This window comes from Variovorax sp. GW821-FHT06D12 (assembly GCF_059419205.1).
Genome location: NZ_JBWKRI010000001.1, coordinates 548,135 through 567,730, shown reverse-complemented (window position 1 = coordinate 567,730; position 19,596 = coordinate 548,135). Strand labels below are relative to the sequence as shown.

Genomic DNA, 19,596 nt, shown 5'->3' with positions numbered 1-19,596 from the left:
CCCGATCCCGCCGGCCGTCAATGGCGGCGGGGCCGGTGAGAAGGCGGCTTACTTCTTCATCTCGTCCTTGCCCATCGCGTCCTTCTTCATGTCGTCCTTGGCCATGGCATCTTTCTTCATGCCATCTTTGGCCATGCCGTCCTTCTTCATGGCGTCCTTGCCCATGGCGTCTTTCTTCATCCCGTCCTTGGCCATGCTGTCCTTCTTCATGCCGTCCTTGGCCATGTCGTCCGCGGCCAAGGCCGAGGCGCCGGCGAAGGCCATGCAGGTGGCGAGGAGGGTGGCGGTGAGCTTGTTCATGTCGGTCTTCCTGAGTTGAGGTTGGGTCTTGTTGTCGAGATCGGCCTGGTTCCGTGTCGGAATTCGGCCTCGCGCTTTCTTCGGCAGTCGAGCGGCTGTGGCGGCCCCTCAGCTCCCTCCGAACCAGTTGTAGCCCTGGTCTTCCCAGTAGCCACCGGGATAGGTGTTCGTCACGTACATCGCCTGGATGTGCTTGGGGTTCTTGTAGCCAAGCTTGGTCGGCATGCGCAGCTTCATCGGGAAGCCGTACTTCGGCGGCAGCGGCTGGCCGTCGTAGCTCAGCGCCAGCAGCGTCTGCGGGTGCAGCGCGGTCGGCATGTCGATGCTGGTGTGGTAGTCGTCCGCGCACTGGAAGCCGATGTACTTCGCGCTCAGGTCCGCGCCGATGTGGCGCAGGAAATCGGCAAAGCGCACGCCGCCCCATTTGCCGATGGCGCTCCAGCCTTCGACGCAGATGTGGCGCGTGATCTGGTCCTGCTGCGGCAGGGCGCGCAGCTCGGCGAGCGTCCAGCGGCGCTTGTCGGCGACCATGCCGCTCACTTCGAGGCGGTAGGTGGCTTCGTCGACCTCGCGGACCTCGTCCTCGCCGTAGTAGGCGTTGAACGGAAAGGGGCGCGTGATCTCGGCCTCGGTGTAGGTCGGCGCCAGCCGCGTCGGGCTGAAGAGCCAGCCCTGCACCTCGTCGTTGAAGCGCGAGACCTTCGCGAGCGCCGCTTCCACGTGGCTGTCGTCGCTGATGCTGCAGCCGGTGAGCATCGACAGGCCGCCCAGCGTCAGCGACCGGCGCAGGAACAGGCGGCGCGAGGGCGCGTCGAGCCGGCGCTCGATGAGGGCGCGGGCTTCGCGCACCATGGCGTCGCCGTCGACACCGACCAGGGGAGGGCGTTTGAAAAAGAGGCTCATGGGGTGTGGGGTGCGCGACCGCGCAGCATGGTGAGCAGGGTGCGGGGCACGAGCGCCACCATCACGAGGTGCACGGCAACGAAAGCCACCAGGGCGGCCATCGCCACGAAGTGGACGCGGCGCGCGGCTTCGTAGCCGCCCAGCAGCTCGCGCAGCATCGGAAACTGCACCGACTTCCACAGCACCAGCCCCGACAGCACGATCGCGACCAGGTCGACGATCACGAACAGGTAGGCGAGCTTCTGCACATGGTTGTAGTGGCGCGGGTCGGCATGCGAGAGCCTGCCGCCGAGCGCGGCCCGCGCATCGCGCCAGAGGCCGGCCGGCGTGAGCGGGAAGAACTTGCGCGCGAAGCGCCCGCTGGCAAGGTTCAGCACCAGGTAGACGAGCCCGTTGAACACCAGCAGCCACATCGCCGCGAAGTGCCACTGCAGCGCGCCGCCGAGCCAGCCACCCAGCGTGATCGCGGCCGGAAAGCGAAAGGCAAAGAAGGGCGCCGCGTTGTAGATGCGCCAGCCGCTGGTCACCAGCACCAGTACGGCCAGCGCGTTGAGCCAGTGCGTGACGCGCATCCACAGCGGGTGGATCGGTCGGTGGTCGGGGGCGGAGCGTGTCTGCATGGGCCGGATTGTTGGGCGCCCCCCCTCGCCGATTCATCACGCAAAGTTCAAGGATTCGTGATAACTCCGGGGGGCGTCTCGCGGGACAATCGCGGCCATGGACACCGCCAAACGCGTGCTGATCGTCGAGGACGACGCCCACATTGCCGAGCTGCTGCGCATGCACCTGCGCGACGAGGGCTACGCGGTCGAGCACGCCGCCGACGGCAACGCGGGCCTGCGCGCGCTGGAGCGCGGCCAGTGGGACGCGCTGGTGCTCGACCTCATGCTGCCCGGCATCGACGGCCTCGAGATCTGCCGCCGCGCCCGTGCCATGGCGCGCTACACGCCCATCATCATCGTGAGCGCACGCTCGAGCGAAGTGCACCGCATCCTCGGGCTGGAGCTGGGCGCCGACGACTACCTGGCCAAGCCCTTCTCGGTGCTGGAGCTGGTGGCGCGTGTGAAGGCGCTGCTGCGGCGCACCGACGCGCTGGCGCGCAACGCGCGGCTGGAGTCGGGCAGCCTCACGCTGGGCAACCTCGACATCGAGCCGCTGGCGCGCGAGGTGCGCGTCGACGGCAAGCCGATCGAGCTCACGCCGCGCGAGTTCGACCTGCTGTATTTCTTTGCGCGCCACCCCGGCAAGGTGTTCTCGCGCTTGGACCTGCTCAACCAGGTCTGGGGCTACCAGCACGACGGCTACGAGCACACGGTCAACACGCACATCAACCGGCTGCGCACCAAGGTCGAGGCCGACCCGGCCGCGCCGCGGCGCATCCTCACGGTGTGGGGGCGCGGCTACAAGCTTGCGGCGGACGACGTAGCACCGAAAGGTGACGTTCCATGATGGCCTGGGCCACGCTGTCGCGGCGCCTGTCGATCGCGTTCGCAGTGCTGCTGCTGGCCTGCTGCGGCGCCTCGGCGTGGCTGCAGATGCGCGCCGGGGCGCAGCACGCGCAGGAGGTGACTCAGCGGCTGTCGCTGGGGCTCGCGGCCCACATCGCGCAGAACACCGAGCTCATGAAGCCCGGCGGGCTCGACCCGGTGGCGGTGAAAGACCTGTTCGACAAGCTCATGACCGTCAACCCCAGCGTCGAGGTCTACGTGCTGGGGCTCGACGGCCGCATCGAGGCCCAGGCCGCGCCGCCCGGCCACCTCAAGCGCGACAAGGTGGCGCTCGGCCCCATCCGCAGGCTGCTGGCCGGCGAGCGGCTGCCCATCGCGGGTGACGATCCGCGCAGCCTCGATGGCACCAAGGTCTTCAGCGCTGCGCCGCTGCGCATGGGCGGGCGCGACGCCGGCTATGTGTACGTGGTGCTGCAAGGCGAAGACCACGACGTGCTGGCCGCCAACCTCTCGGCCGACACCGTGCTGCGCACCACGTTGTGGTCGATGGCCTTGGTGGCGCTGCTGGGGCTCATCGCCGGGCTGGTGGCGTTCCGCCTCATCACGCGGCCGCTGCGCGAGCTGACGGCGGCGGTGCGCCGCTTCGAGGCCGAGGGCATCGCAGCGCTGGAGCGCGAGGCGCCCATGCCCGCGCCGCCGCACCACGCCGACGACGAGATCGCGCAGCTGCAGCAGGCCTTTGCGCAGATGACGCGCCGCATCGCCGAGCAGTGGCGCGAACTGAGCCTGCAGGACCGTCAGCGCCGCGAACTCTTCGCCAACATCTCGCACGATCTGCGCACGCCGCTCACCTCGCTGCACGGCTACCTCGAGACGCTGCTGCTCAAGGCCGGCACGCTCAGCGAGGAAGAGCGCCGCCGCTACCTGGAGATCGCGCTCGGCCAGAGCCGCAAGGTGGGCCGGCTCGCGCAGGAGGTGTTCGAGCTGGCGCGGCTCGAGTACGGCGTGGTCAAGCCCGAGAAAGAGAACTTCGCGCTCGCCGACCTCGTGCAGGACGTGTTCCAGAAGTTCGAACTCGCGGCCGAGGCGCGGCGCCAGCAGCTCAAGCCCGACATCGCGCCGAACCTGCCCGTGGTGTCGGCCGACCTCGGCATGATCGAGCGTGTGCTGACCAACCTGCTGGACAACGCCATCCGCCACACGCCGGCCGGCGGCGAGATCGAGGTGCGCCTGCGCCCGTCCGACGCCGGCGTGGCGGTGCAGGTGAGCGACACCGGCCCCGGCATTCCGGGCGAGCTGCAGAAGGGCCTGTTCACGCGGCCGGCCTTTGCCGATGGCGGTGCGCGCGGCGGCGGGCTGGGGCTCATGATCGTGCAGCGCATCCTGCAGCTGCACGGCAGCGACATCCGGCTCGTACCGCAGCCGGGCAAAGGCGCGGTGTTCCTGTTCCGGCTCGGAGGCGCAACAGCGCGCTGAAGGCGTTGAACCTGGCGGTCGACGGGTTTGCCAGCGGGCGGCGGGCGATGCTACAAGCGAAGCGGCATCACCCCCCAAGAACAGAAGGAGACCCCCGACCATGCCCGCTTTCGAGACCGTCCTGATCGACAAGGACCCGCAGCACCCGCGCATCGCGCGCCTCGTGCTCAACCGCCCCGAGAAGCTCAATGCCATCGGCGACAGCACGCCGACCGACATCCGCCGCGCGGTCGAATGGGCCGAGGCCGACGACGAGGTGCATGTGATCGTGGTCGAGGGCGCGGGCCGTGCCTTCTGCGCCGGCTACGACCTGGGCGACTATGCCGAAGGCCACGGCCGCGAAGGCCAGGGCGACCATCCCTGCCGGCAGGAGAAAACGCCGTGGGACCCGATGCTCGACTACGCCGCCATGAAGCGCAACACCGAAGACTTCATGTCGCTGTGGCGCTGCCGCAAGCCGACCATCGCCAAGGTGCACGGCTACGCGGTGGCCGGCGGCTCCGACATCGCGCTGTGCTGCGACCTGCTCACCATGGCCGACGATGCGCGCATCGGCTACATGCCCACGCGCGTCTGGGGCTGCCCGACCACCGCCATGTGGACCTACCGCCTCGGCGCATTGCGCGCCAAGCAGCTCATGTTCACCGGCGACACCATCACCGGCACGCAGGCGGCCGACTGGGGCCTGGCCAACTTCGCGGTGCCCGCGGCACAGCTCGACGAGGCCACACTGGCGCTCGCGCAGCGCATCGCGGGCGTGCCCAGTTCGCACCTCATGATGCACAAGATGGTCGTCAACCAGGTCTGGCACTCGATGGGGCTGGAGCAGACCCAGATGTTCGCCACCGTGTTCGACGGCATCACGCGCCACAACCCCGAAGGCATGTGGTTCCGCCGCCAGGCCGAGGCTGAAGGCTTCAAGAGCGCGGTGCAGTGGCGCGACAGTGGTCGGCCGATTCCTGAAGGCGACGAGGCGAGGGCGCGCATCGCCGAGCTTGAAGCGAAGCTGGCTGCGCGCGGCTGAGCACACGGTCGCGTGGCGCCATGCTGGCGCCCATGTCACGCGACCGACATATCTCCCCTTGATGATCCGCCGCGCCTGCCGTCCGTCACGTTGACGGCGGAAAGATGGCGCATCCATTTCGATGGATACAAAAGGGGAGGATTTCAATGCAGTTGTTCAATTTCTCGCGCACGGCCCTCGCGGCCTGTGCCTGCGCATTCATGGCCGCCTGCGGTGGCGGCAATGGCGGCGGTGGCGTGCCGATGTGGCCCATCGTGCCGGTCTCGCCTCCGGCCCCCGCACCTGCGCCCGCCCCGGCCCCCGCACCGGCCGAGGCCGCCCCCGTGCTCGTCATCGGCCACCGTGGCGCGCCCGCGCTCCGACCCGAGCACACGCTGGCCTCGTACCAGCAGGCCATCGACGACGGCGCCGACTTCATCGAGCCCGACCTCGTGCCCACCAAGGACGGCGAGCTGGTCGCGCGCCACGAGAACGCCATCGCCATCGTCAATGCGGCCGGTGAGGTGCTCGAAGCGACGACGAACGTGGCTGAAGTGCCGAAGTTCGCCGACCGCAAGGCCACCAAGGTCATCGACGGCCGCCAAGTCATCGGCTGGTTCACCGAAGACTTCACGCTCGCCGAGCTCAAGGAGCTGAGGGCGCGCGAACGCATCCCCGCGCTGCGCCCGGCCAACCGGTCCTTCGACAACGAGTTCCAGGTGCCCACGCTCGACGAAGTGATCCAGCTCGCCAAGGCGCAGTCGGTCATCAAGGGCCGCGTGATCGGCATCTACCCCGAGACCAAGCACCCGACCTACTTCCGCTCGATCGGCCTGCCGCTCGAGAAGAAGCTGCTCGACACGCTGCACAAGTACGACCTCGACAAGGCCGACGCGCCGGTGTTCGTGCAGTCGTTCGAGACCGGCAACCTGAAGGACATCCGCCTGAAGAGCACGGTGAAGATCGTCCAGCTCATCGACGGGCAGGGCGCGCCCTACGACCTCGTGGCGCTGAACGACAAGCGCACCTACGCCGACCTCGTGAAGCCCGAAGGCCTGGCCGAGATCGCGACCTACGCGAACGGCATCGGCCCGGCCAAGGCGCGCGTGATCCCGGTGGTCGACGGCAAGCTCGGCACGCCGACCACGCTCGTGAAGGACGCACACGACAAGAAGCTGCTGGTCCACATCTTCACGGTGCGGCCCGAGAACAACTTCCTGCCCGACAGCCTGAAGAAGGCGCCCAAGACCGACCCGACCGTGTACGGCGACACCGCCGGCGAGATCAAGGCGTTCCTGGATGCGGGCATCGACGGCTTCTTTGCCGACAGCGCGGCCACGGCCGTGCCCGCGGTGAAGGCGTACCGCGCGGCGCAGCCGAAGTAAGCGAGTCGAATCCGGAAAGGAAGGGGGCGCTCAGACGCCCTTGCGGCGCTTCACCACCACCGTGGCCTCGAGGCCTTCGTAGGCCTCGGCGTCGCCGTACCAGCTGCCCGAGATGGGCGCCGCCAGCGCGGGGTCGCGCGCCACGCCCACGCGGATCAGCTGGCCGCTGCCCATGAGGTTGTTGGTGGGGTCGAAGGCCAGCCAGCCAGCGCCTGGCAGGTAGGCCTGCAGCCAGGCGTGCGTGCTGCCGGCGCCGGTGACCGATTCGCCGGGCGCCTGCCCGGTGGCGTCGTTGTCGAGCGACGCGTCGTAGAGGTAGCCCGAGACGAAGCGCGTCGCGATGCCGAGACGGCGCGTGGCTTCCATCATCAGCAGCGCGTAGTCGCGGCAGCTGCCGCTGCCCAGCGCCAGCGTTTCGAGCGGCGTCTGCGTGCCTTCCTCGTCGCGCGCCTTGTATTCGAAGCTCTGGCCGATGTGCGCGTTCATGCGCGTGAGCACGTCGCGCGTGCTGTTGGGCTGGTCGGTGTGCAGGAACTGGTGCGCCCAGCGGATCAGCGTGCCGTTGGCATCGTCGTTGTGGTGCGGGCGCAGGTAGTGCTCCAGGTCCAGGCGCTCCTGCACCGAATAGGCAAAGGGCAGGAACTCGGCCGACGGGTCGAGCGTGAGCAGGTCGCGCTGCGATGGCGGCACGTGCTCGATGGTGAAGGAGCAGACGATGCGCAGCTCGGTCGCCTCGCCCAGCGGCTGCACCAGCGCGACGGAGTTGGAGTACGGGTCTTGAATGAGCCGCGTGAGGGCCTGCGGGCTCACCTGCAGGTCGGTGGCGAGCACCCGCAGGTCGTGGCTGTCGCGCGGACGGAACATCACGCGGTGCAAGCCGAAGGTCACCGGCTTGTTGTAGCGGTAGACGGTGGTGTGGGTGATGTCGTACTGGATGGCCATGGCGCGCATTGTGCGGTGCGCGCGTGACCTCGGGTGACGGGAAAGCCAGAACGCGGCGATTCAGTCCGATCCGGGCCAGAGCCGCTGCGTGCCCAGCGCCTTGGCGAGCGTCGCGGGCAAGGGCAGCGGCTCGCCGTGCCACTGCGCCGCCAGCAGCTCGGCGCACAGCGTGGCAAAGCTCAGGCCGCGCGAGCCCAGTGCGGTGCAAGCCCAGAGGCCGTCGTCGGCGCCCGGCGCCAGCGGGCCGACCAGCGGCCGGCGGTCGCCCGAGGCGCAGCGCACGCCGACCCAGGCGTAGGTGTCGCCGCGTTCGAAGGCGGGCGCGAGCGCGGCGGCGGCGCCGGGGTGCAGGCGCGCGAGCCGGTCGCGGTTGGCGAGGCGGTCGGCGTCGGTGGGGGCGAGGTCGGTGCTGTCGCGGTCGAAGGTGGCGCCGATCAGCCACAGCGGCTGCGGCGCCTGGCCGTCGGGCACGCCGGCGATCAGGTGGCCGTCGCCGTTGATGGGGGTGACGGGCAGGGCGGCGGGGTCCGCGCGGCCCCAGGCGACTTGGCCGCGCACGGGTTGCAGCGGCAGGTTGGGTGCGAAGTGGCGGGATGCGAAGCCCGCGGCCACGACGACGCGGTCGGCTTCGGCGAGCAAGGCGCCGGCATCGTCGAGCAGCTGCCAGCCGCCGTCCGTGCGTGCGAGGCGCGCCACGCGGCTGTTGCCTCGGAACGCGACGCCCGGTTGGCCCAGCCACGCGGCGATCAACCGGTGCGGCCGCACCCAGGCCGCGCGCGCATGCCAGAGCGCCGGCGTGTCGGGCGGCAGGCCGGCTGCTGCGAGCCGGTCGGGCTGTGCGGGCCAGGATTCGTTCGGGCCTTGGGCGCTCCAGCCGGGCGGCACGCGCACGTCGCCGTCGGGCCGGCGTTCGAGCGAGCCGTGGGCGCCCCAGTCGCGACCGTTCTCAAGTCGCTGCGCCAGTTCGGTCCAGGTGGCGCGGATGCCGGCGCGCGTGAGCCGCGACAGCAAGGCGTCGTCGGACGACACATGCGGCGCCAGCAGCCCGACCGGCAGGCCCGACGCGCCCGAGGCCGGCGCGTCCGCCGCGTCGAGCACCGTGACCCGCCAGCCGCGCCGCGCGAGGCTGGCCGCGACCGCAGCACCCGCGAGCCCGGCGCCGATCACTGCGCAATGGCCGGGCGCTTCGACGCCTTCGCGCACCGGCTGGCGACGCCGCACCGTCCAGGCGGGCGCGAACACGCCGCGCAGGCTGCCGGGGCCCGGGTCGAGCTGGAAGCCGTTCTGCGCCAGCGCATGGCGCACCCCATCGTCGTCGGGGCGGGCCGCGAGGCCGGTGCCCTGGCGGGCGAAGCGCGACACCGCCTTGAGCGTGTCGGGCGAGGCCATCGCCGGGCCGAAGCCGTCGAGGAAGAGGCTGTCGGCCTCGAAGCGTTGCGCGCGTAGCATCGGCTGCAGCTCGCCCACGCACAGCGTGAGCAGCACGCGGCCGTCGTCGAAGGCCAGCCGGTGAAAGCCCGGCAGCAGCCCGGTCCATTGGCGGGCCAGCTCCTCGGCGAGCGGTGCCAGGGCCGGGTCGGCCTCAGCGGCGCGCAGCAGATCGCTGGCCGGCGCCGGATGGGCGTCGACCGCGACGTAATGCAGCAGGCGCGGCCGGTGCGGGTCGGCGCGCCAGGCCTGCCAGGTTGTCAGGAAATGAAGGCCCGGCCCGAAGCCGGTTTCGAGAATCCGCCATTGCGGGCGCCTGGACCAGGCGGCGGGCAGGGCGCAGCCGTCCAAAAACACACGGCGCGAAAGCGCCGGTGTGTCGTTGTCGAGGGGAGGGGTGTCGCCGGAGCGCGCGCCGAGCGGGGTGCCGTCGGCGGCCACGCCGGACTCAGGCCGCGGGAGGGGGAACGTAGCCTTGCGCCACGTCGGCGCCTTCGCCGAAGAAGTGCTTTTCCATCTGGCGCGCCAGGTACTGGCGGGCGCGCAGGTCGGCCAGGTTCAGCCGGTTTTCATTGACCAGCATGGTCTGTTGCTTGAGCCAGGCGGCCCAGGCTTCCTTGCTGACGTTTTCCCACAGGCGCTTGCCCAGGTCGCCGGGGTACGGCGGAAAGTCGAGTCCTTCGGCCTCTTTGCCGAGCTTGATGCACTGAACCATGCGTGCCATTTGATTGCCTCTTGTGGGGGAAAGCGGTTGCTTAGTTGATTTGGCTATTAAGAACTGAAAACTTGGTCGTTCCAGTTCCTATATGTCGTATTCAGAATACGTGGCTTCATTGATATGCCTTTTTAAGAGCAAGACACCATGAGCCTTCGCCGCGACTTTATCAAGCTTTCCCTGGGTGCCGGCGTGGCCGGTGCCTTGGCCCTGTCGGCATTGCCGTCGTTTTCGCAGGGCGCGGCGGGGGCCAAGGGCCCCGTGACGCTGCTGAACGTGTCGTACGACCCGACCCGCGAGCTGTATGTGGACTACAACCAGGCCTTCGCCAAGTACTGGAAGGCCAAGACTGGCCAGGACGTGAGCGTCAAGCAGTCGCACGGCGGCTCGGGCAAGCAGGCCCGTTCGATCATCGACGGCATCGATTCCGACGTGGCCACGCTGGCGCTGGGCGGCGACATCGACGCCCTGGCCACGCACGGCGGTCTCGTCAAGGCCGACTGGCAAAAGCGCCTGCCGCACAACTCCGCCCCCTACACCTCGACCATCGTGTTCCTGGTGAAGAAGGGCAACCCCAAGGGCCTGAAGGACTGGGACGACCTGGTCAAGCCCGGCGTGCAGGTGATCACGCCCAACCCCAAGACCTCGGGCGGCGCCCGCTGGAACTACCTCGCGGCCTGGGAATTCGCCAAGCGCAAGTACGGCGGTGACGCCAAGGCCAAGGAATTCGTCGGCAACCTGTACAAGAACGTGCCCGTGCTCGACACCGGCGCGCGCGGCTCGACCATCACCTTCGTGCAGCGCGGCGTGGGCGATGTGCTGCTGGCCTGGGAAAACGAAGCCTTCCTGGCGCTGAAGGAATTCGGCCCCGAGAAGTTCGAGATCGTCGTGCCGTCCATCTCCATCCTGGCCGAGCCCAGCGTGGCGGTGGTCGACAAGGTGGTGGACAAGAAGGGCACGCGCGCCGTGGCCGAGGAGTACCTGAAGTACCTGTACTCCGACGAAGGCCAGGACATCGCCGGCCGCAACTTCTACCGCCCGACGTCTGACAAGGCCAAGGCCAAGTACGACAAGCAGTTCCCCAAGCTGACGCTGGTGACCATCGACCAGGCCTTCGGTGGCTGGGCGAAGGCCGACAAGGAGCATTTCGCCGACGGCGGCTCCTTCGACCAGATTTACGCGCCCAAGCAGAAGTAAGCGCAGCTGTTCCGGAATCGATCGCTGGTGGCACCCCGTGGGAGGGCGCCGGGGATCGCTTCGCCCTGAATTTCTCCTGAAGCCCAACGAAAGTTTCTCGTGTCCGTTCTCCTGATTGCCGGCAGCCCTTCGGCCCCGTCCCGTTCCACCGCCTTGCTCGACGCGGTGGGCGAGCGGCTGGCCCAACGCCATGCGCGCATCGAGCGGCTCGCGATCCGCGACCTGCCGGCGCAGGCGCTGCTGCTGGCCGAGTGGGCGCATCCGGCCATCGAGCGAGCCATTGCCCAGGTGGCGGCGGCGCGCGTGATCGTGGTGGCCACGCCGGTCTACAAAGCGGCGTACAGCGGCGTGCTGAAGGTCTTTCTCGACCTGCTCTCGCAGAACGCGCTCAAGGGCAAGACGGTGCTGCCGCTGGCCACCGGCGGCAGCCCACACCACATGCTCGCGCTCGACTACGCACTGCGGCCCGTGCTGCAGTCGCTGTCGGCGCGCCACATCCTGCCGGGCGTCTACGCGAGCGATTCGCAGATCGCGCTGACGCCCGAGAACGCCTACCAGGTGCACCACGACCTGGCGGAGCGCCTGAACGAGGCCGTCGAGGTGCTCGCGACCGAAGGCCTGAAGCTGCCGGCGACCCATGGCTTCGAGCCGGTTCCCTTTTCCCGTGTGCGATGTAGCGTCTGACGACCGGGTTCCTCGCTGAACCCGGCCCCGGCCAGACCTCTTTCCGTTCCCCGTTTTTCGAAGCCGCCTGTGTGCGGCCGGGGATCGCTTTGCCTCACGTTTTTGCACCAAGGAATTTCGCATGAACCCCGTCGCTCCCGAAGACTCCGTGTTCGAAGTCGCGCCGCGCTCCTTCTGGCAGGCGCTGCGCGACCTGGCCATCAGCGCCATCGTCGTCACCGCCATCGCGCTCATCGTGAGCTTCATCTCCGCCGCCTCGGCGCACGCCCAGACGCAGACGAAGGCCAGGGGCGAGCTGCGCATCGGCTACCAGAAGTCGGCCAGCCTGTTCGTGTTGCAGAAGGCGCAGGGCACGCTCGAGAAGAAGCTCTCGCCGCTGGGCTTCGGCGTGAAGTGGGTCGAGTTCCCGGCCGGGCCGCAGCTGCTCGAAGGGCTGAACGTCGGCGCGGTCGATGTGGGCTATGTCGGCGAGGCGCCGCCCATCTTCGCGCAGGCCGCGGGGGCGAAGTTCGTGTACTTCGGCTACGACCCGGCCGCGCCGCGCGCCGAGGCCATCCTGGTCACCAAGGATTCGCCCATCCGCTCCGTGGCCGACCTCAAGGGCAAGAAGGTCGCGCTCAACAAGGGCAGCAACGTGCACTACCTGCTCGTGAAGCAGCTCGAGAAGAACGGCCTGAAGCTGTCCGACATCCAGCCCGTGTACCTCGCACCCGCCGATGGCCGCGCCGCCTTCGAGAGCAAGAACGTCGACGCCTGGGTGATCTGGGACCCGTTCCAGGCCGCCGCCGAGAAAGCCACCGGCGCCCGCGTGCTGGTCGATGGCGCACCGGACGTGGTCAACAACTACCAGTTCTACCTGGGCGAGCGCGGCTTCGTGAAGAAGCACCCGCAGGTGATCGACGCGCTGTTCGCCGATTCGGTGGAGCAGGGCATCTGGCTCAAGAAGAACCTGCGCCAGGCCGCCGAGCTCATCGCGCCGCTGCAGGGCCTGCCCGTGGACGTGGTCGAGCTGGCGCTGCGCCGCTACGAGTTCAACGTGAAGCCGATCACCGCGGCCGTCGCGGCCGACCAGCAGCAGATCGCCGACACCTTCTTCGCGCTGAAGCTCATTCCCAAGCCCATCAAGGTCAGCGACGCGGTCGTCACGGCCCAGCCCTGAACAGTTTCGAAGGACCCCATTCCATGACCCGCATTGCCATTCCCCGCCGCCGCCTGCTGCAGGGCGCAGCCGCCGCCCTCGCGCTGCCATCGTCGTTCGCCGCCCTGGCGCAGGCCCCCGCGCGCCAGTTGCGCATCGGCCACCAGAAGGGCTACCTGAGCGTGCTCAAGGCCCGCGGCACGCTCGAGAAGCGGCTCGCGCCGTTGGGCGCCACCGTGAAGTGGACCGAGTTCACGGCCGGCCCGGTGCAGCTCGAGGCGCTGAACGTCGGCTCGATCGACTTCGGCGACGTGGGCGAAGCGCCGCCCATCTTCGCGCAGGCCGCCGGCGCGCCGCTGGCCTACGTGGGCGCCACGGTGCCGCGCCCGAAGACCGAGGCGGTGCTGGTGCCCAAGGGCTCGGCCATCCAGACCGTGGCCGACCTCAAGGGCAAGAAGATCGCGCTCAACAAGGGCTCGAACGTCCACTACTTCATCGTCAAGCTGTTCGAGAAGCACGGCCTGGCGTACAGCGACCTGAACCTGGTCTACCTGCCGCCGGCCGATGCGCGCGCCGCCTTCGAAAAAGGCTCGGTCGACGCCTGGGTGATCTGGGACCCGTTCCTGGCCGCTGCGCAGCAGTCGCTCGACGCACGCATCCTGGCCGACGCCGTGGGCGTGGTCGGCAACCGCGCCTACTATTTCTCGTCGCTCGACTACGTGGCGAAGAACGCCGACGTGCTGGCCGTTGCGATCGAAGAGGTCAACAAGATCGACCAGTGGGGCGCCGCCCATCGCAACGAACTGGCGACCGAGCTGTCGGCGATCTGGGGCCTGCCCAAGGCCGTGGCCGACCTGTCGCAAGGCCGCACCGCCTACGGCACCGGCCCGATCACCAAGGCCATCCTGGCCGAGCAGCAGCAGATCGCCGACACCTTCTTCGCGCTCAAGCTGATCCCCAGAAAGATCAACGTGCTCGAAGCCGCCGGCGCGGGGATCGCGTGATGACCGCCGTGTCGACTGCGCTGCACGAACGCGCCGGCCAGGTGCTGGCCATCACGGCGCGCGCCTGGGGCGTCGTGTCCGCGGCGCGCCGCCTTCCTTTCCTGCTTGCCGTCTGAACGGGCAAGCCAACGAACGATCGAGAGTTTCCGATGCAGATCTTCTGGTTCCTCCCCACGCACGGCGACAGCCGTTACCTCGGCACGAGCGAAGGCGCGCGCGCCGTCGACCTGCCGTACCTGCAGCAGATCGCCGGCGCCGCCGACCACCTCGGCTACGAAGGCGTCCTGATTCCCACCGGCCGCTCCTGCGAAGACCCGTGGGTGATCGCCTCCAGCCTCATCGGCGCGACGAAGAAGCTCAAGTTTCTGGTGGCGGTGCGCCCCGGCCTGCACCAGCCCAGCCTGGCCGCGCGCATGGCCGCGACCTTCGACCGGCTCTCGGGCGGGCGCCTGCTCGTGAACCTCGTCACCGGCGGCGACCAGGCCGAGCTGGAAGGCGACGGCGTGTACCTCGACCATGCGGCGCGCTACGAGCAGTCGGCCGAGTTCATCCGCATCTGGCGCGAGATCATTGCGCGCAGCCACGAGACCGGCACCTACGACTACGAAGGCAAGCACCTGAGCGTGAAGGGCGCGCGGCTGCTGTTTCCGCCGGTGCAGAAACCGTATCCGCCCGTGTGGTTCGGCGGCTCTTCTGCGGCGGCGCACGACCTCGCGGCCGAGCAGGTCGATGCCTACCTGACCTGGGGCGAGCCGCCCGCGGAAGTGTCCAAGAAGATCGCTGACGTGCGCGCCCGCGCCGAACGCCAGGGCCGCAGCGTGCAGTTCGGTATCCGCCTGCACGTGATCGTGCGCGAGACCGAAGACGCCGCCTGGAAGGCCGCCGAAGAACTCATCAGCCGCGTCGACGACGAAACCGTCGCGCGCGCCCAGGCCGCCTTTGCGCGCATGGATTCCGAAGGCCAGCGCCGCATGGCCGCGCTGCACGCCGGCGGCGCCAAGCGCGGGCGCGCCGACCTGGAGATCGCGCCCAACCTCTGGGCCGGCGTGGGCCTGGTGCGTGGTGGCGCGGGCACGGCACTGGTCGGCGACGCCAATACCGTGGCGGCGCGCATCGAGGAGTACGCGGCGCTGGGCATCGACAAGTTCATCTTCTCGGGCTACCCGCACCTCGAAGAGGCCTACCGCTTTGCCGAGTTGGTGTTCCCGCTGCTCTCGCGCAAGGCGAAGACGCAGCTCGCGGGCGGCTCGCTGAGCGGTCCCTTCGGCGAAGTCGTCGCCAACCTCGACGCGCCCTCGCGCCTCGTCTCCCAAAGCTGAGGACACGCATGACCGAACAAGTACAGGAACTGCCGGCGGTGGCGCCGGCATCGAACACAAGCGATGCAGGCAGTGCGCTGCGGGGCTTCGGCCTCAACGTCGCGAAGCGGCTCATCCCGTGGCTGGTGCCGGTGGGGCTGATCGTCGTCTGGCAGATCGCCTCGTCGCTGGGCTGGCTTTCGACGCGGGTGCTGCCGGCACCGCTGGACGTGGTCAAGGCCGCGTGGTCGCTCACCGTGTCCGGCGAGCTCTGGACGCACGTGAAGGTGAGCGCGGGCCGTGCGCTTGCGGGGCTCGCCATCGGCGGCGGCGCAGGGCTGGCGCTGGGCCTGCTCACGGGCTCGGTGAAGTTCTTCGAGACGCTGCTCGACTCCACCATCCAGATGGTGCGCAACATCCCGGCATTGGCGCTCATTCCGCTGGTGATCCTGTGGTTCGGCATCGACGAGTCGGCCAAGCTGTTTTTGATCTCGGTGTCGGTGTTCTTCCCGATCTACCTGAACACCTTCCACGGCATCCGCAACGTCGACCCGCAGCTCATCGAGATGGGGCGCACCTACGGCCTGTCGCGCTGGCAGCTTTACCGCGAGGTGATCCTGCCGGGCGCGCTGTCGTCGATCCTCGTGGGGCTGCGTTTCTCGCTGGGCCTGATGTGGGTGATCCTCATCGTGGCCGAGACCATCTCGGCGCAGGCCGGCATCGGCTACCTCACGATGAACGCCCGCGAGTTCCTGCAGACCGACATCGTGCTCGTGGGCATCCTGCTGTACGCGCTGCTCGGCAAGCTGGCCGACCTGTTCGCACGCGGCCTGGAGCAATGGTGGCTGCGCTGGCACCCGGGCTACCAGAAGAAGCCGGCGAAGTGAGGGCAGGGCACATGAACCACATCCTCATCAATCGCCGTACCGCCATTGCGACGCTGGGTGCGCTCAGCGCAGGTGCCGTTCTGGCGCAGCAGCAACGGCCCGCCACCGTGCGCTTCGGCTACCAGAAGTCGTCCACGCTGATCGCACTGCTGAAGGTGCAGGGCACGCTCGAGAAGCAGCTCGCGCCGCTCAACGTTTCGCTGAGCTGGCACGAGTTCACCAGCGGCCTGCCGCTGCTCGAGGCGCTGAACCTCGACAACCTCGACATCAGCGCCGACGTGGCCGACACCGTGCCCGTGTTCGCGCAAGCGGCCGGCGCCGACCTGACCTTTCTGGCGCAGGAAGCCCCATCGCCGGCCGCGCAGGCCATCGTCGTGCGCGACGAGTCGCCGCTCAAGACCGTGGCGGATCTCAAAGGCAAGAAGGTCGGCTTTGCGAAAGCGGCCGGCGCGCACTACCTGCTGATCGCCGCGCTCGAGAAGGCCGGCCTGTCGTTCAAGGACATCGAGCCTGCGTACCTCACGCCCGCCGATGGTCGCGCCGCCTTCGAGAAGGGCGCTATCGACGCCTGGGTGGTGTGGGACCCGTTCCTGGCCGCGGCCCAGCGCCAGTCGAAGGTGCGCATCCTGGCCGACGGCGCGGGCATCGCGTCGTACCAGCGCTACTACCTGGCGAGCACCAAGTTCGCGAAGGCGCGGCCCGACGTGCTGCGCGTGGTCTACGCCGAGTTGGAGAAGACCGGCAAGTGGGTCAAGCAGCACCCGAAGGAAGCCGCGGCCCTGCTCGCGCCCGTGTGGGGGCTCGACGCCCCGACCATCGAGCAGGCCAACAGCCGCCGCAGCTACGCCGTGCGGCCGGTGGTGGCCGGCGGGCTGGCCGAACAGCAGCGCATCGCCGATGCCTTCTTCGCCGAGAAGCTGCTGCCCAGAAAAATCGATGCGCTGAACGTGGCGCTGTTCAACCCCGGGGCCTGAATTCATGAGTGCCGTTCTCAAAGACATCCAACCCCAAGCCATTGCCGGCGGCGTGCGCCTCGAGGCGCGCGGCCTGCACAAGCGCTATGGCGCGCGCGAGGTGCTGCGCAACACGCAGCTGACCATCGAGCCGGGCCAGTTCATCGCCATCGTGGGGCGCAGCGGCTGCGGCAAGAGCACGCTGCTGCGGCTCATCGCGGGCCTGGAAGAAGCCACCTCTGGCGGCCTCTGCACCGACGGCAAGGCCGTGAGCGGCCTGCACGACGACACGCGCATCATGTTCCAGGAGGCGCGCCTGTTGCCCTGGCGCCGCGTGCTCGACAACGTGACGCTGGGCCTGCCGAACGACGCCAAGGCGCGCGGCAAGGAAGTGCTCGCGCAGGTCGGCCTGGCCGATCGCGAGAACGAATGGCCGGCGCGCCTGTCGGGCGGGCAGCGCCAGCGCGTGGCCCTGGCGCGCGCGCTGGTGCACCACCCGCGCCTGCTGCTGCTCGACGAGCCGCTGGGCGCGCTCGACGCGCTCACGCGCATCGAGATGCACCGCCTCATCGAGAACCTGTGGCAGCGCCATCGCTTCACCGCGCTGCTGGTGACGCACGACGTGCAGGAAGCCGTGGCGCTGGCCGACCGCGTGATCCTCATCGAGGACGGCCGCATCGCGCTCGACGAGAACATCGCGCTGGCCCGCCCGCGCTCGCAGGGCGACCCGGCCTTTGCCGCGATTGAAAAACGAATCCTCGACCGGGTGCTGCAGAAGTCCGAAGAGACCGATGTGGAAAGCACCGATGCCAGCTGGCTCACGCCCCAGGCCCACGCCCTGCGCTGGGCGATCTGAGTCGTTTCATCCATTCCCCCTTTGAAAGGCAGTCGCATGTCGCAGAACTGGAAATTCGAAACCCTGTCGGTCCACGCCGGCTACTCGCCCGAACCGACCACCCGCGCGGTCGCGCCGCCGATCTACCAGACCGTGGCCTACGCCTTCGACAGCGCGCAGCACGGTGCCGACCTGTTCGACCTGAAGGTGCCGGGCAACATCTACACCCGCATCAACAACCCGACGCAGGACGTGCTGGAACAGCGCGTGGCCGCGCTCGAAGGCGGCATCGCGGCGCTGGCGCTGGCCTCGGGCCAGGCGGCCGTGACCTACGCGATCCAGACCATCGCCGAAGCCGGTGACAACATCATCAGCAGCACGGCGCTGTACGGTGGCACCTACAACCTGTTCGCCCACACGCTGCCGCAGTTCGGCATCACCACGCGCTTCGCGGACCATCGCGACCCGAGCAGTTTCGAGAAGCTGTTCGACGAGCGCACCAAGGCGGTGTTCGTCGAGTCGCTGGGCAACCCGGCCGGCAACGTGACCGACATCGCGGCCATCGCCGAAATTGCGCACCGCCACGGCGTGCCGCTCATCGTCGACAACACCGTGCCCTCGCCGTACCTGAGCCGGCCCATCGAGCACGGCGCCGACATCGTGGTGCACTCGCTCACCAAGTACCTGGGCGGCCACGGCACCAGCATCGGTGGTGCCATCGTCGATTCGGGCAAGTTCCCGTGGGCCGAACACAAGGAGCGCTTCAAGCGCCTGAACGAACCCGACGTGAGCTACCACGGCGTGGTCTACACCGAGGCGCTGGGCCCGGCCGCCTACATCGGCCGTGCGCGCGTGGTGCCGCTGCGCAACACGGGCGCGGCCATCTCGCCGTTCAACGCCTTCCTGATCCTGCAGGGCATTGAGACGCTGGCGCTGCGCATGGACCGCATCAGCAGCAATGCGCTGGCGGTGGCGCAGCACCTGAAGCAGAGCAAGGCCGTCAACTGGGTGAACTATGCCGCGCTCGAAGACCATGCCGACTACCCGCTGGCGAAGAAGTACTTCGGCGGTCGTTCGAGTGGCGTGCTGACCTTCGGCATCGGCGCGGGTCGCGAGGGTGGGGCGAAGTTCCTCGATGCGCTGAAGCTCTTCACGCGCCTGGTGAACATCGGCGACGTGCGCTCGCTCGCCACGCACCCCGCATCGACCACGCACCGCCAGCTGTCGCCCGCAGAACTGGCCCAGGCCGGCGTCACGGAGGACACGGTGCGCCTGTCGGTGGGCATCGAGCACATCGACGACCTGATCGCCGACCTCGACCAGGCCCTGGCCGCCGCATCGAACTGACACAGCGTTCCAAGAAATGACCACATTGCAAGCCATCCCTGACGCCGCGCTGGACCAGCTGTTTCGCAAGGCGCGCACCGTGCACGCCTTCAAGCCGGTGCCCGTGCCCGACGCGCTGATCCATCAGCTGTATGACCTCGTGAAGTGGGGCCCGACCGCCTACAACGCCCAGCCCGCGCGCTACGTGTTCGTGCGCAGCGAAGAAGCCAAGGCCAAGCTGAAGCCGGCGGTGTCGACGGGCAACACCGCGCAGACGCTGCAGGCTGGCGTGACGGTGATCGTGGCGCAAGACACGCGCTTCTACGAGCACCTGCCCAGCCTGTTCCCGGCCTACGACGCCAAGCCCTTCTTCGAGAAGAGCGCCGACGCCGCGCAGGCCACGGCCTTTCGCAACAGCAGCCTGCAGGGGGCCTACCTGATCCTGGCGGCGCGCGCGCTCGGGCTCGACGCGGGGCCGCAGTCGGGCTTCAACGCCGACCTGGTCGACAAGGCCTTCTTCCCCGACGGCCGCTATCGCGCGAACTTCCTCGTCAACCTCGGCGTGGCCGACCACGCCGGCACTTTCGAACGCGGGCCCCGGCTGGCGTTCGACGACGTGGCCGAGATCGTCTGACCGCCGGCCGTTTTCACTCACAACCCCTGTCAACCCTGAA

At 68.8% G+C, this 19,596-nt stretch carries 20 protein-coding genes; 14 read left to right on the top strand and 6 right to left on the bottom strand.

The window, feature by feature from the left end; genetic code table 11:
• Nucleotides 1-48: 48 nt before the first annotated feature.
• The 3 genes from AC07SQ_RS02665 to AC07SQ_RS02655 form a co-directional block, all read right to left on the bottom strand.
• Nucleotides 49-300: a pentapeptide MXKDX repeat protein gene (locus AC07SQ_RS02665; RefSeq protein ID WP_062472557.1), complete on the bottom strand. Its 252-nt coding sequence runs from the start codon at nucleotides 298-300 to the stop codon at nucleotides 49-51.
• A 108-nt stretch (nucleotides 301-408) separates the two neighbouring features.
• The gene (locus AC07SQ_RS02660; RefSeq protein ID WP_495270799.1) at nucleotides 409-1,203 is read right to left on the bottom strand and encodes a molybdopterin-dependent oxidoreductase; all 795 of its coding nucleotides are present in this window, start codon (nucleotides 1,201-1,203) and stop codon (nucleotides 409-411) included.
• Nucleotides 1,200-1,823 carry a cytochrome b/b6 domain-containing protein gene (locus AC07SQ_RS02655; protein WP_495270800.1) on the bottom strand — a complete coding sequence of 208 codons (624 nt, stop codon included), beginning with the start codon at nucleotides 1,821-1,823 and terminating at the stop codon, nucleotides 1,200-1,202. Before AC07SQ_RS02655 ends, AC07SQ_RS02660 begins: the two co-directional genes overlap by 4 nt.
• 97 nt (nucleotides 1,824-1,920) lie before the next feature.
• Here AC07SQ_RS02655 and AC07SQ_RS02650 point away from each other — a divergent pair, with 97 nt between their 5' ends.
• From AC07SQ_RS02650 to AC07SQ_RS02635, 4 genes are all read left to right on the top strand, one after another.
• Entirely contained in the window at nucleotides 1,921-2,652 is a 732-nt protein-coding gene (locus AC07SQ_RS02650; RefSeq protein WP_447744499.1) for a response regulator transcription factor, read from the top strand.
• Nucleotides 2,652-4,127, top strand: coding sequence for a sensor histidine kinase (locus tag AC07SQ_RS02645; RefSeq protein WP_495270845.1), 1,476 nt, complete (start codon nucleotides 2,652-2,654; stop codon nucleotides 4,125-4,127). Before AC07SQ_RS02650 ends, AC07SQ_RS02645 begins: the two co-directional genes overlap by 1 nt.
• 100 nt (nucleotides 4,128-4,227) lie before the next feature.
• A complete protein-coding gene (locus tag AC07SQ_RS02640; RefSeq protein ID WP_095948677.1) occupies nucleotides 4,228-5,151 on the top strand; it encodes a crotonase/enoyl-CoA hydratase family protein in 924 nt (307 codons plus the stop codon).
• Nucleotides 5,152-5,297: 146 nt separating this feature from the next.
• A complete protein-coding gene (locus AC07SQ_RS02635; RefSeq protein WP_495270801.1) occupies nucleotides 5,298-6,515 on the top strand; it encodes a glycerophosphodiester phosphodiesterase in 1,218 nt (405 codons plus the stop codon).
• Nucleotides 6,516-6,545: 30 nt separating this feature from the next.
• On the opposite strand, the gene AC07SQ_RS02630 is transcribed toward AC07SQ_RS02635, so the two are convergent.
• The 3 genes from AC07SQ_RS02630 to AC07SQ_RS02620 are packed head-to-tail and all read right to left on the bottom strand — an operon-like array spanning nucleotide 6,546 to nucleotide 9,609.
• Entirely contained in the window at nucleotides 6,546-7,457 is a 912-nt protein-coding gene (locus AC07SQ_RS02630; protein ID WP_240531107.1) for a transglutaminase family protein, read from the bottom strand.
• Between the two features lie 60 nt (nucleotides 7,458-7,517).
• Nucleotides 7,518-9,326 (bottom strand): FAD-dependent 5-carboxymethylaminomethyl-2-thiouridine(34) oxidoreductase MnmC1, encoded by a 1,809-nt coding sequence (mnmC1, locus tag AC07SQ_RS02625; RefSeq protein ID WP_495270802.1) that lies wholly within the window; start codon nucleotides 9,324-9,326, stop codon nucleotides 7,518-7,520.
• Nucleotides 9,327-9,333: 7 nt separating this feature from the next.
• Nucleotides 9,334-9,609 carry an oxidative damage protection protein gene (locus AC07SQ_RS02620; protein ID WP_013541095.1) on the bottom strand — a complete coding sequence of 92 codons (276 nt, stop codon included), beginning with the start codon at nucleotides 9,607-9,609 and terminating at the stop codon, nucleotides 9,334-9,336.
• A 138-nt stretch (nucleotides 9,610-9,747) separates the two neighbouring features.
• Here AC07SQ_RS02620 and AC07SQ_RS02615 point away from each other — a divergent pair, with 138 nt between their 5' ends.
• The 10 genes from AC07SQ_RS02615 (at nucleotide 9,748) to AC07SQ_RS02570 (ending at nucleotide 19,556) form a co-directional block, all read left to right on the top strand.
• Complete coding sequence (locus AC07SQ_RS02615; RefSeq protein ID WP_070060843.1) at nucleotides 9,748-10,797, top strand: sulfate ABC transporter substrate-binding protein; 1,050 nt, start codon at nucleotides 9,748-9,750, stop codon at nucleotides 10,795-10,797.
• Between the two features lie 99 nt (nucleotides 10,798-10,896).
• A complete protein-coding gene (gene ssuE, locus AC07SQ_RS02610; protein WP_070060842.1) occupies nucleotides 10,897-11,481 on the top strand; it encodes an NADPH-dependent FMN reductase in 585 nt (194 codons plus the stop codon).
• 121 nt (nucleotides 11,482-11,602) lie between these two features.
• Nucleotides 11,603-12,640 carry a sulfonate ABC transporter substrate-binding protein gene (locus AC07SQ_RS02605; RefSeq protein WP_495270803.1) on the top strand — a complete coding sequence of 346 codons (1,038 nt, stop codon included), beginning with the start codon at nucleotides 11,603-11,605 and terminating at the stop codon, nucleotides 12,638-12,640.
• Nucleotides 12,641-12,663: 23 nt separating this feature from the next.
• Nucleotides 12,664-13,623, top strand: a complete 960-nt coding sequence (locus AC07SQ_RS02600; RefSeq protein ID WP_062470010.1) for a sulfonate ABC transporter substrate-binding protein — start codon at nucleotides 12,664-12,666, stop codon at nucleotides 13,621-13,623.
• A 149-nt stretch (nucleotides 13,624-13,772) separates the two neighbouring features.
• Nucleotides 13,773-14,942 (top strand): FMNH2-dependent alkanesulfonate monooxygenase, encoded by a 1,170-nt coding sequence (gene ssuD / locus AC07SQ_RS02595; RefSeq protein WP_495270804.1) that lies wholly within the window; start codon nucleotides 13,773-13,775, stop codon nucleotides 14,940-14,942.
• A gap of 8 nt (nucleotides 14,943-14,950) precedes the next feature.
• Nucleotides 14,951-15,808: an aliphatic sulfonate ABC transporter permease SsuC gene (gene ssuC / locus AC07SQ_RS02590; RefSeq protein WP_159271671.1), complete on the top strand. Its 858-nt coding sequence runs from the start codon at nucleotides 14,951-14,953 to the stop codon at nucleotides 15,806-15,808.
• Nucleotides 15,809-15,819: 11 nt separating this feature from the next.
• Nucleotides 15,820-16,782 (top strand): aliphatic sulfonate ABC transporter substrate-binding protein, encoded by a 963-nt coding sequence (locus AC07SQ_RS02585; protein WP_495270805.1) that lies wholly within the window; start codon nucleotides 15,820-15,822, stop codon nucleotides 16,780-16,782.
• Between the two features lie 4 nt (nucleotides 16,783-16,786).
• On the top strand, nucleotides 16,787-17,617 hold the full coding sequence (locus AC07SQ_RS02580) for an ATP-binding cassette domain-containing protein (protein WP_495270806.1): 831 nt from the start codon (nucleotides 16,787-16,789) through the stop codon (nucleotides 17,615-17,617).
• A gap of 36 nt (nucleotides 17,618-17,653) precedes the next feature.
• Nucleotides 17,654-18,943, top strand: coding sequence for an O-acetylhomoserine aminocarboxypropyltransferase/cysteine synthase family protein (locus AC07SQ_RS02575; RefSeq protein WP_495270807.1), 1,290 nt, complete (start codon nucleotides 17,654-17,656; stop codon nucleotides 18,941-18,943).
• A 16-nt stretch (nucleotides 18,944-18,959) separates the two neighbouring features.
• Nucleotides 18,960-19,556 (top strand): malonic semialdehyde reductase, encoded by a 597-nt coding sequence (locus AC07SQ_RS02570; RefSeq protein ID WP_495270808.1) that lies wholly within the window; start codon nucleotides 18,960-18,962, stop codon nucleotides 19,554-19,556.
• Nucleotides 19,557-19,596: the final 40 nt, after the last annotated feature.

Excerpts from the sequence above, each read along its gene's own strand:
- AC07SQ_RS02630 (WP_240531107.1), bottom strand. The coding sequence starts at position 7,457 with ATGGCCATCCAGTACGACATCACCCACACCACCGTCTACCGCTACAAC.
- AC07SQ_RS02635 (WP_495270801.1), top strand. The coding sequence starts at position 5,298 with ATGCAGTTGTTCAATTTCTCGCGCACGGCCCTCGCGGCCTGTGCCTGC.
- AC07SQ_RS02605 (WP_495270803.1), top strand. The coding sequence starts at position 11,603 with ATGAACCCCGTCGCTCCCGAAGACTCCGTGTTCGAAGTCGCGCCGCGC.
- AC07SQ_RS02620 (WP_013541095.1), bottom strand. The coding sequence starts at position 9,609 with ATGGCACGCATGGTTCAGTGCATCAAGCTCGGCAAAGAGGCCGAAGGA.
- ssuC (WP_159271671.1), top strand. The coding sequence starts at position 14,951 with ATGACCGAACAAGTACAGGAACTGCCGGCGGTGGCGCCGGCATCGAAC.
- AC07SQ_RS02580 (WP_495270806.1), top strand. The coding sequence starts at position 16,787 with ATGAGTGCCGTTCTCAAAGACATCCAACCCCAAGCCATTGCCGGCGGC.
- AC07SQ_RS02570 (WP_495270808.1), top strand. The coding sequence starts at position 18,960 with ATGACCACATTGCAAGCCATCCCTGACGCCGCGCTGGACCAGCTGTTT.
- AC07SQ_RS02575 (WP_495270807.1), top strand. The coding sequence starts at position 17,654 with ATGTCGCAGAACTGGAAATTCGAAACCCTGTCGGTCCACGCCGGCTAC.
- AC07SQ_RS02585 (WP_495270805.1), top strand. The coding sequence starts at position 15,820 with ATGAACCACATCCTCATCAATCGCCGTACCGCCATTGCGACGCTGGGT.
- AC07SQ_RS02660 (WP_495270799.1), bottom strand. The coding sequence starts at position 1,203 with ATGAGCCTCTTTTTCAAACGCCCTCCCCTGGTCGGTGTCGACGGCGAC.
- AC07SQ_RS02650 (WP_447744499.1), top strand. The coding sequence starts at position 1,921 with ATGGACACCGCCAAACGCGTGCTGATCGTCGAGGACGACGCCCACATT.
- AC07SQ_RS02640 (WP_095948677.1), top strand. The coding sequence starts at position 4,228 with ATGCCCGCTTTCGAGACCGTCCTGATCGACAAGGACCCGCAGCACCCG.
- AC07SQ_RS02645 (WP_495270845.1), top strand. The coding sequence starts at position 2,652 with ATGGCCTGGGCCACGCTGTCGCGGCGCCTGTCGATCGCGTTCGCAGTG.
- AC07SQ_RS02600 (WP_062470010.1), top strand. The coding sequence starts at position 12,664 with ATGACCCGCATTGCCATTCCCCGCCGCCGCCTGCTGCAGGGCGCAGCC.
- AC07SQ_RS02665 (WP_062472557.1), bottom strand. The coding sequence starts at position 300 with ATGAACAAGCTCACCGCCACCCTCCTCGCCACCTGCATGGCCTTCGCC.
- AC07SQ_RS02655 (WP_495270800.1), bottom strand. The coding sequence starts at position 1,823 with ATGCAGACACGCTCCGCCCCCGACCACCGACCGATCCACCCGCTGTGG.
- ssuD (WP_495270804.1), top strand. The coding sequence starts at position 13,773 with ATGCAGATCTTCTGGTTCCTCCCCACGCACGGCGACAGCCGTTACCTC.
- AC07SQ_RS02615 (WP_070060843.1), top strand. The coding sequence starts at position 9,748 with ATGAGCCTTCGCCGCGACTTTATCAAGCTTTCCCTGGGTGCCGGCGTG.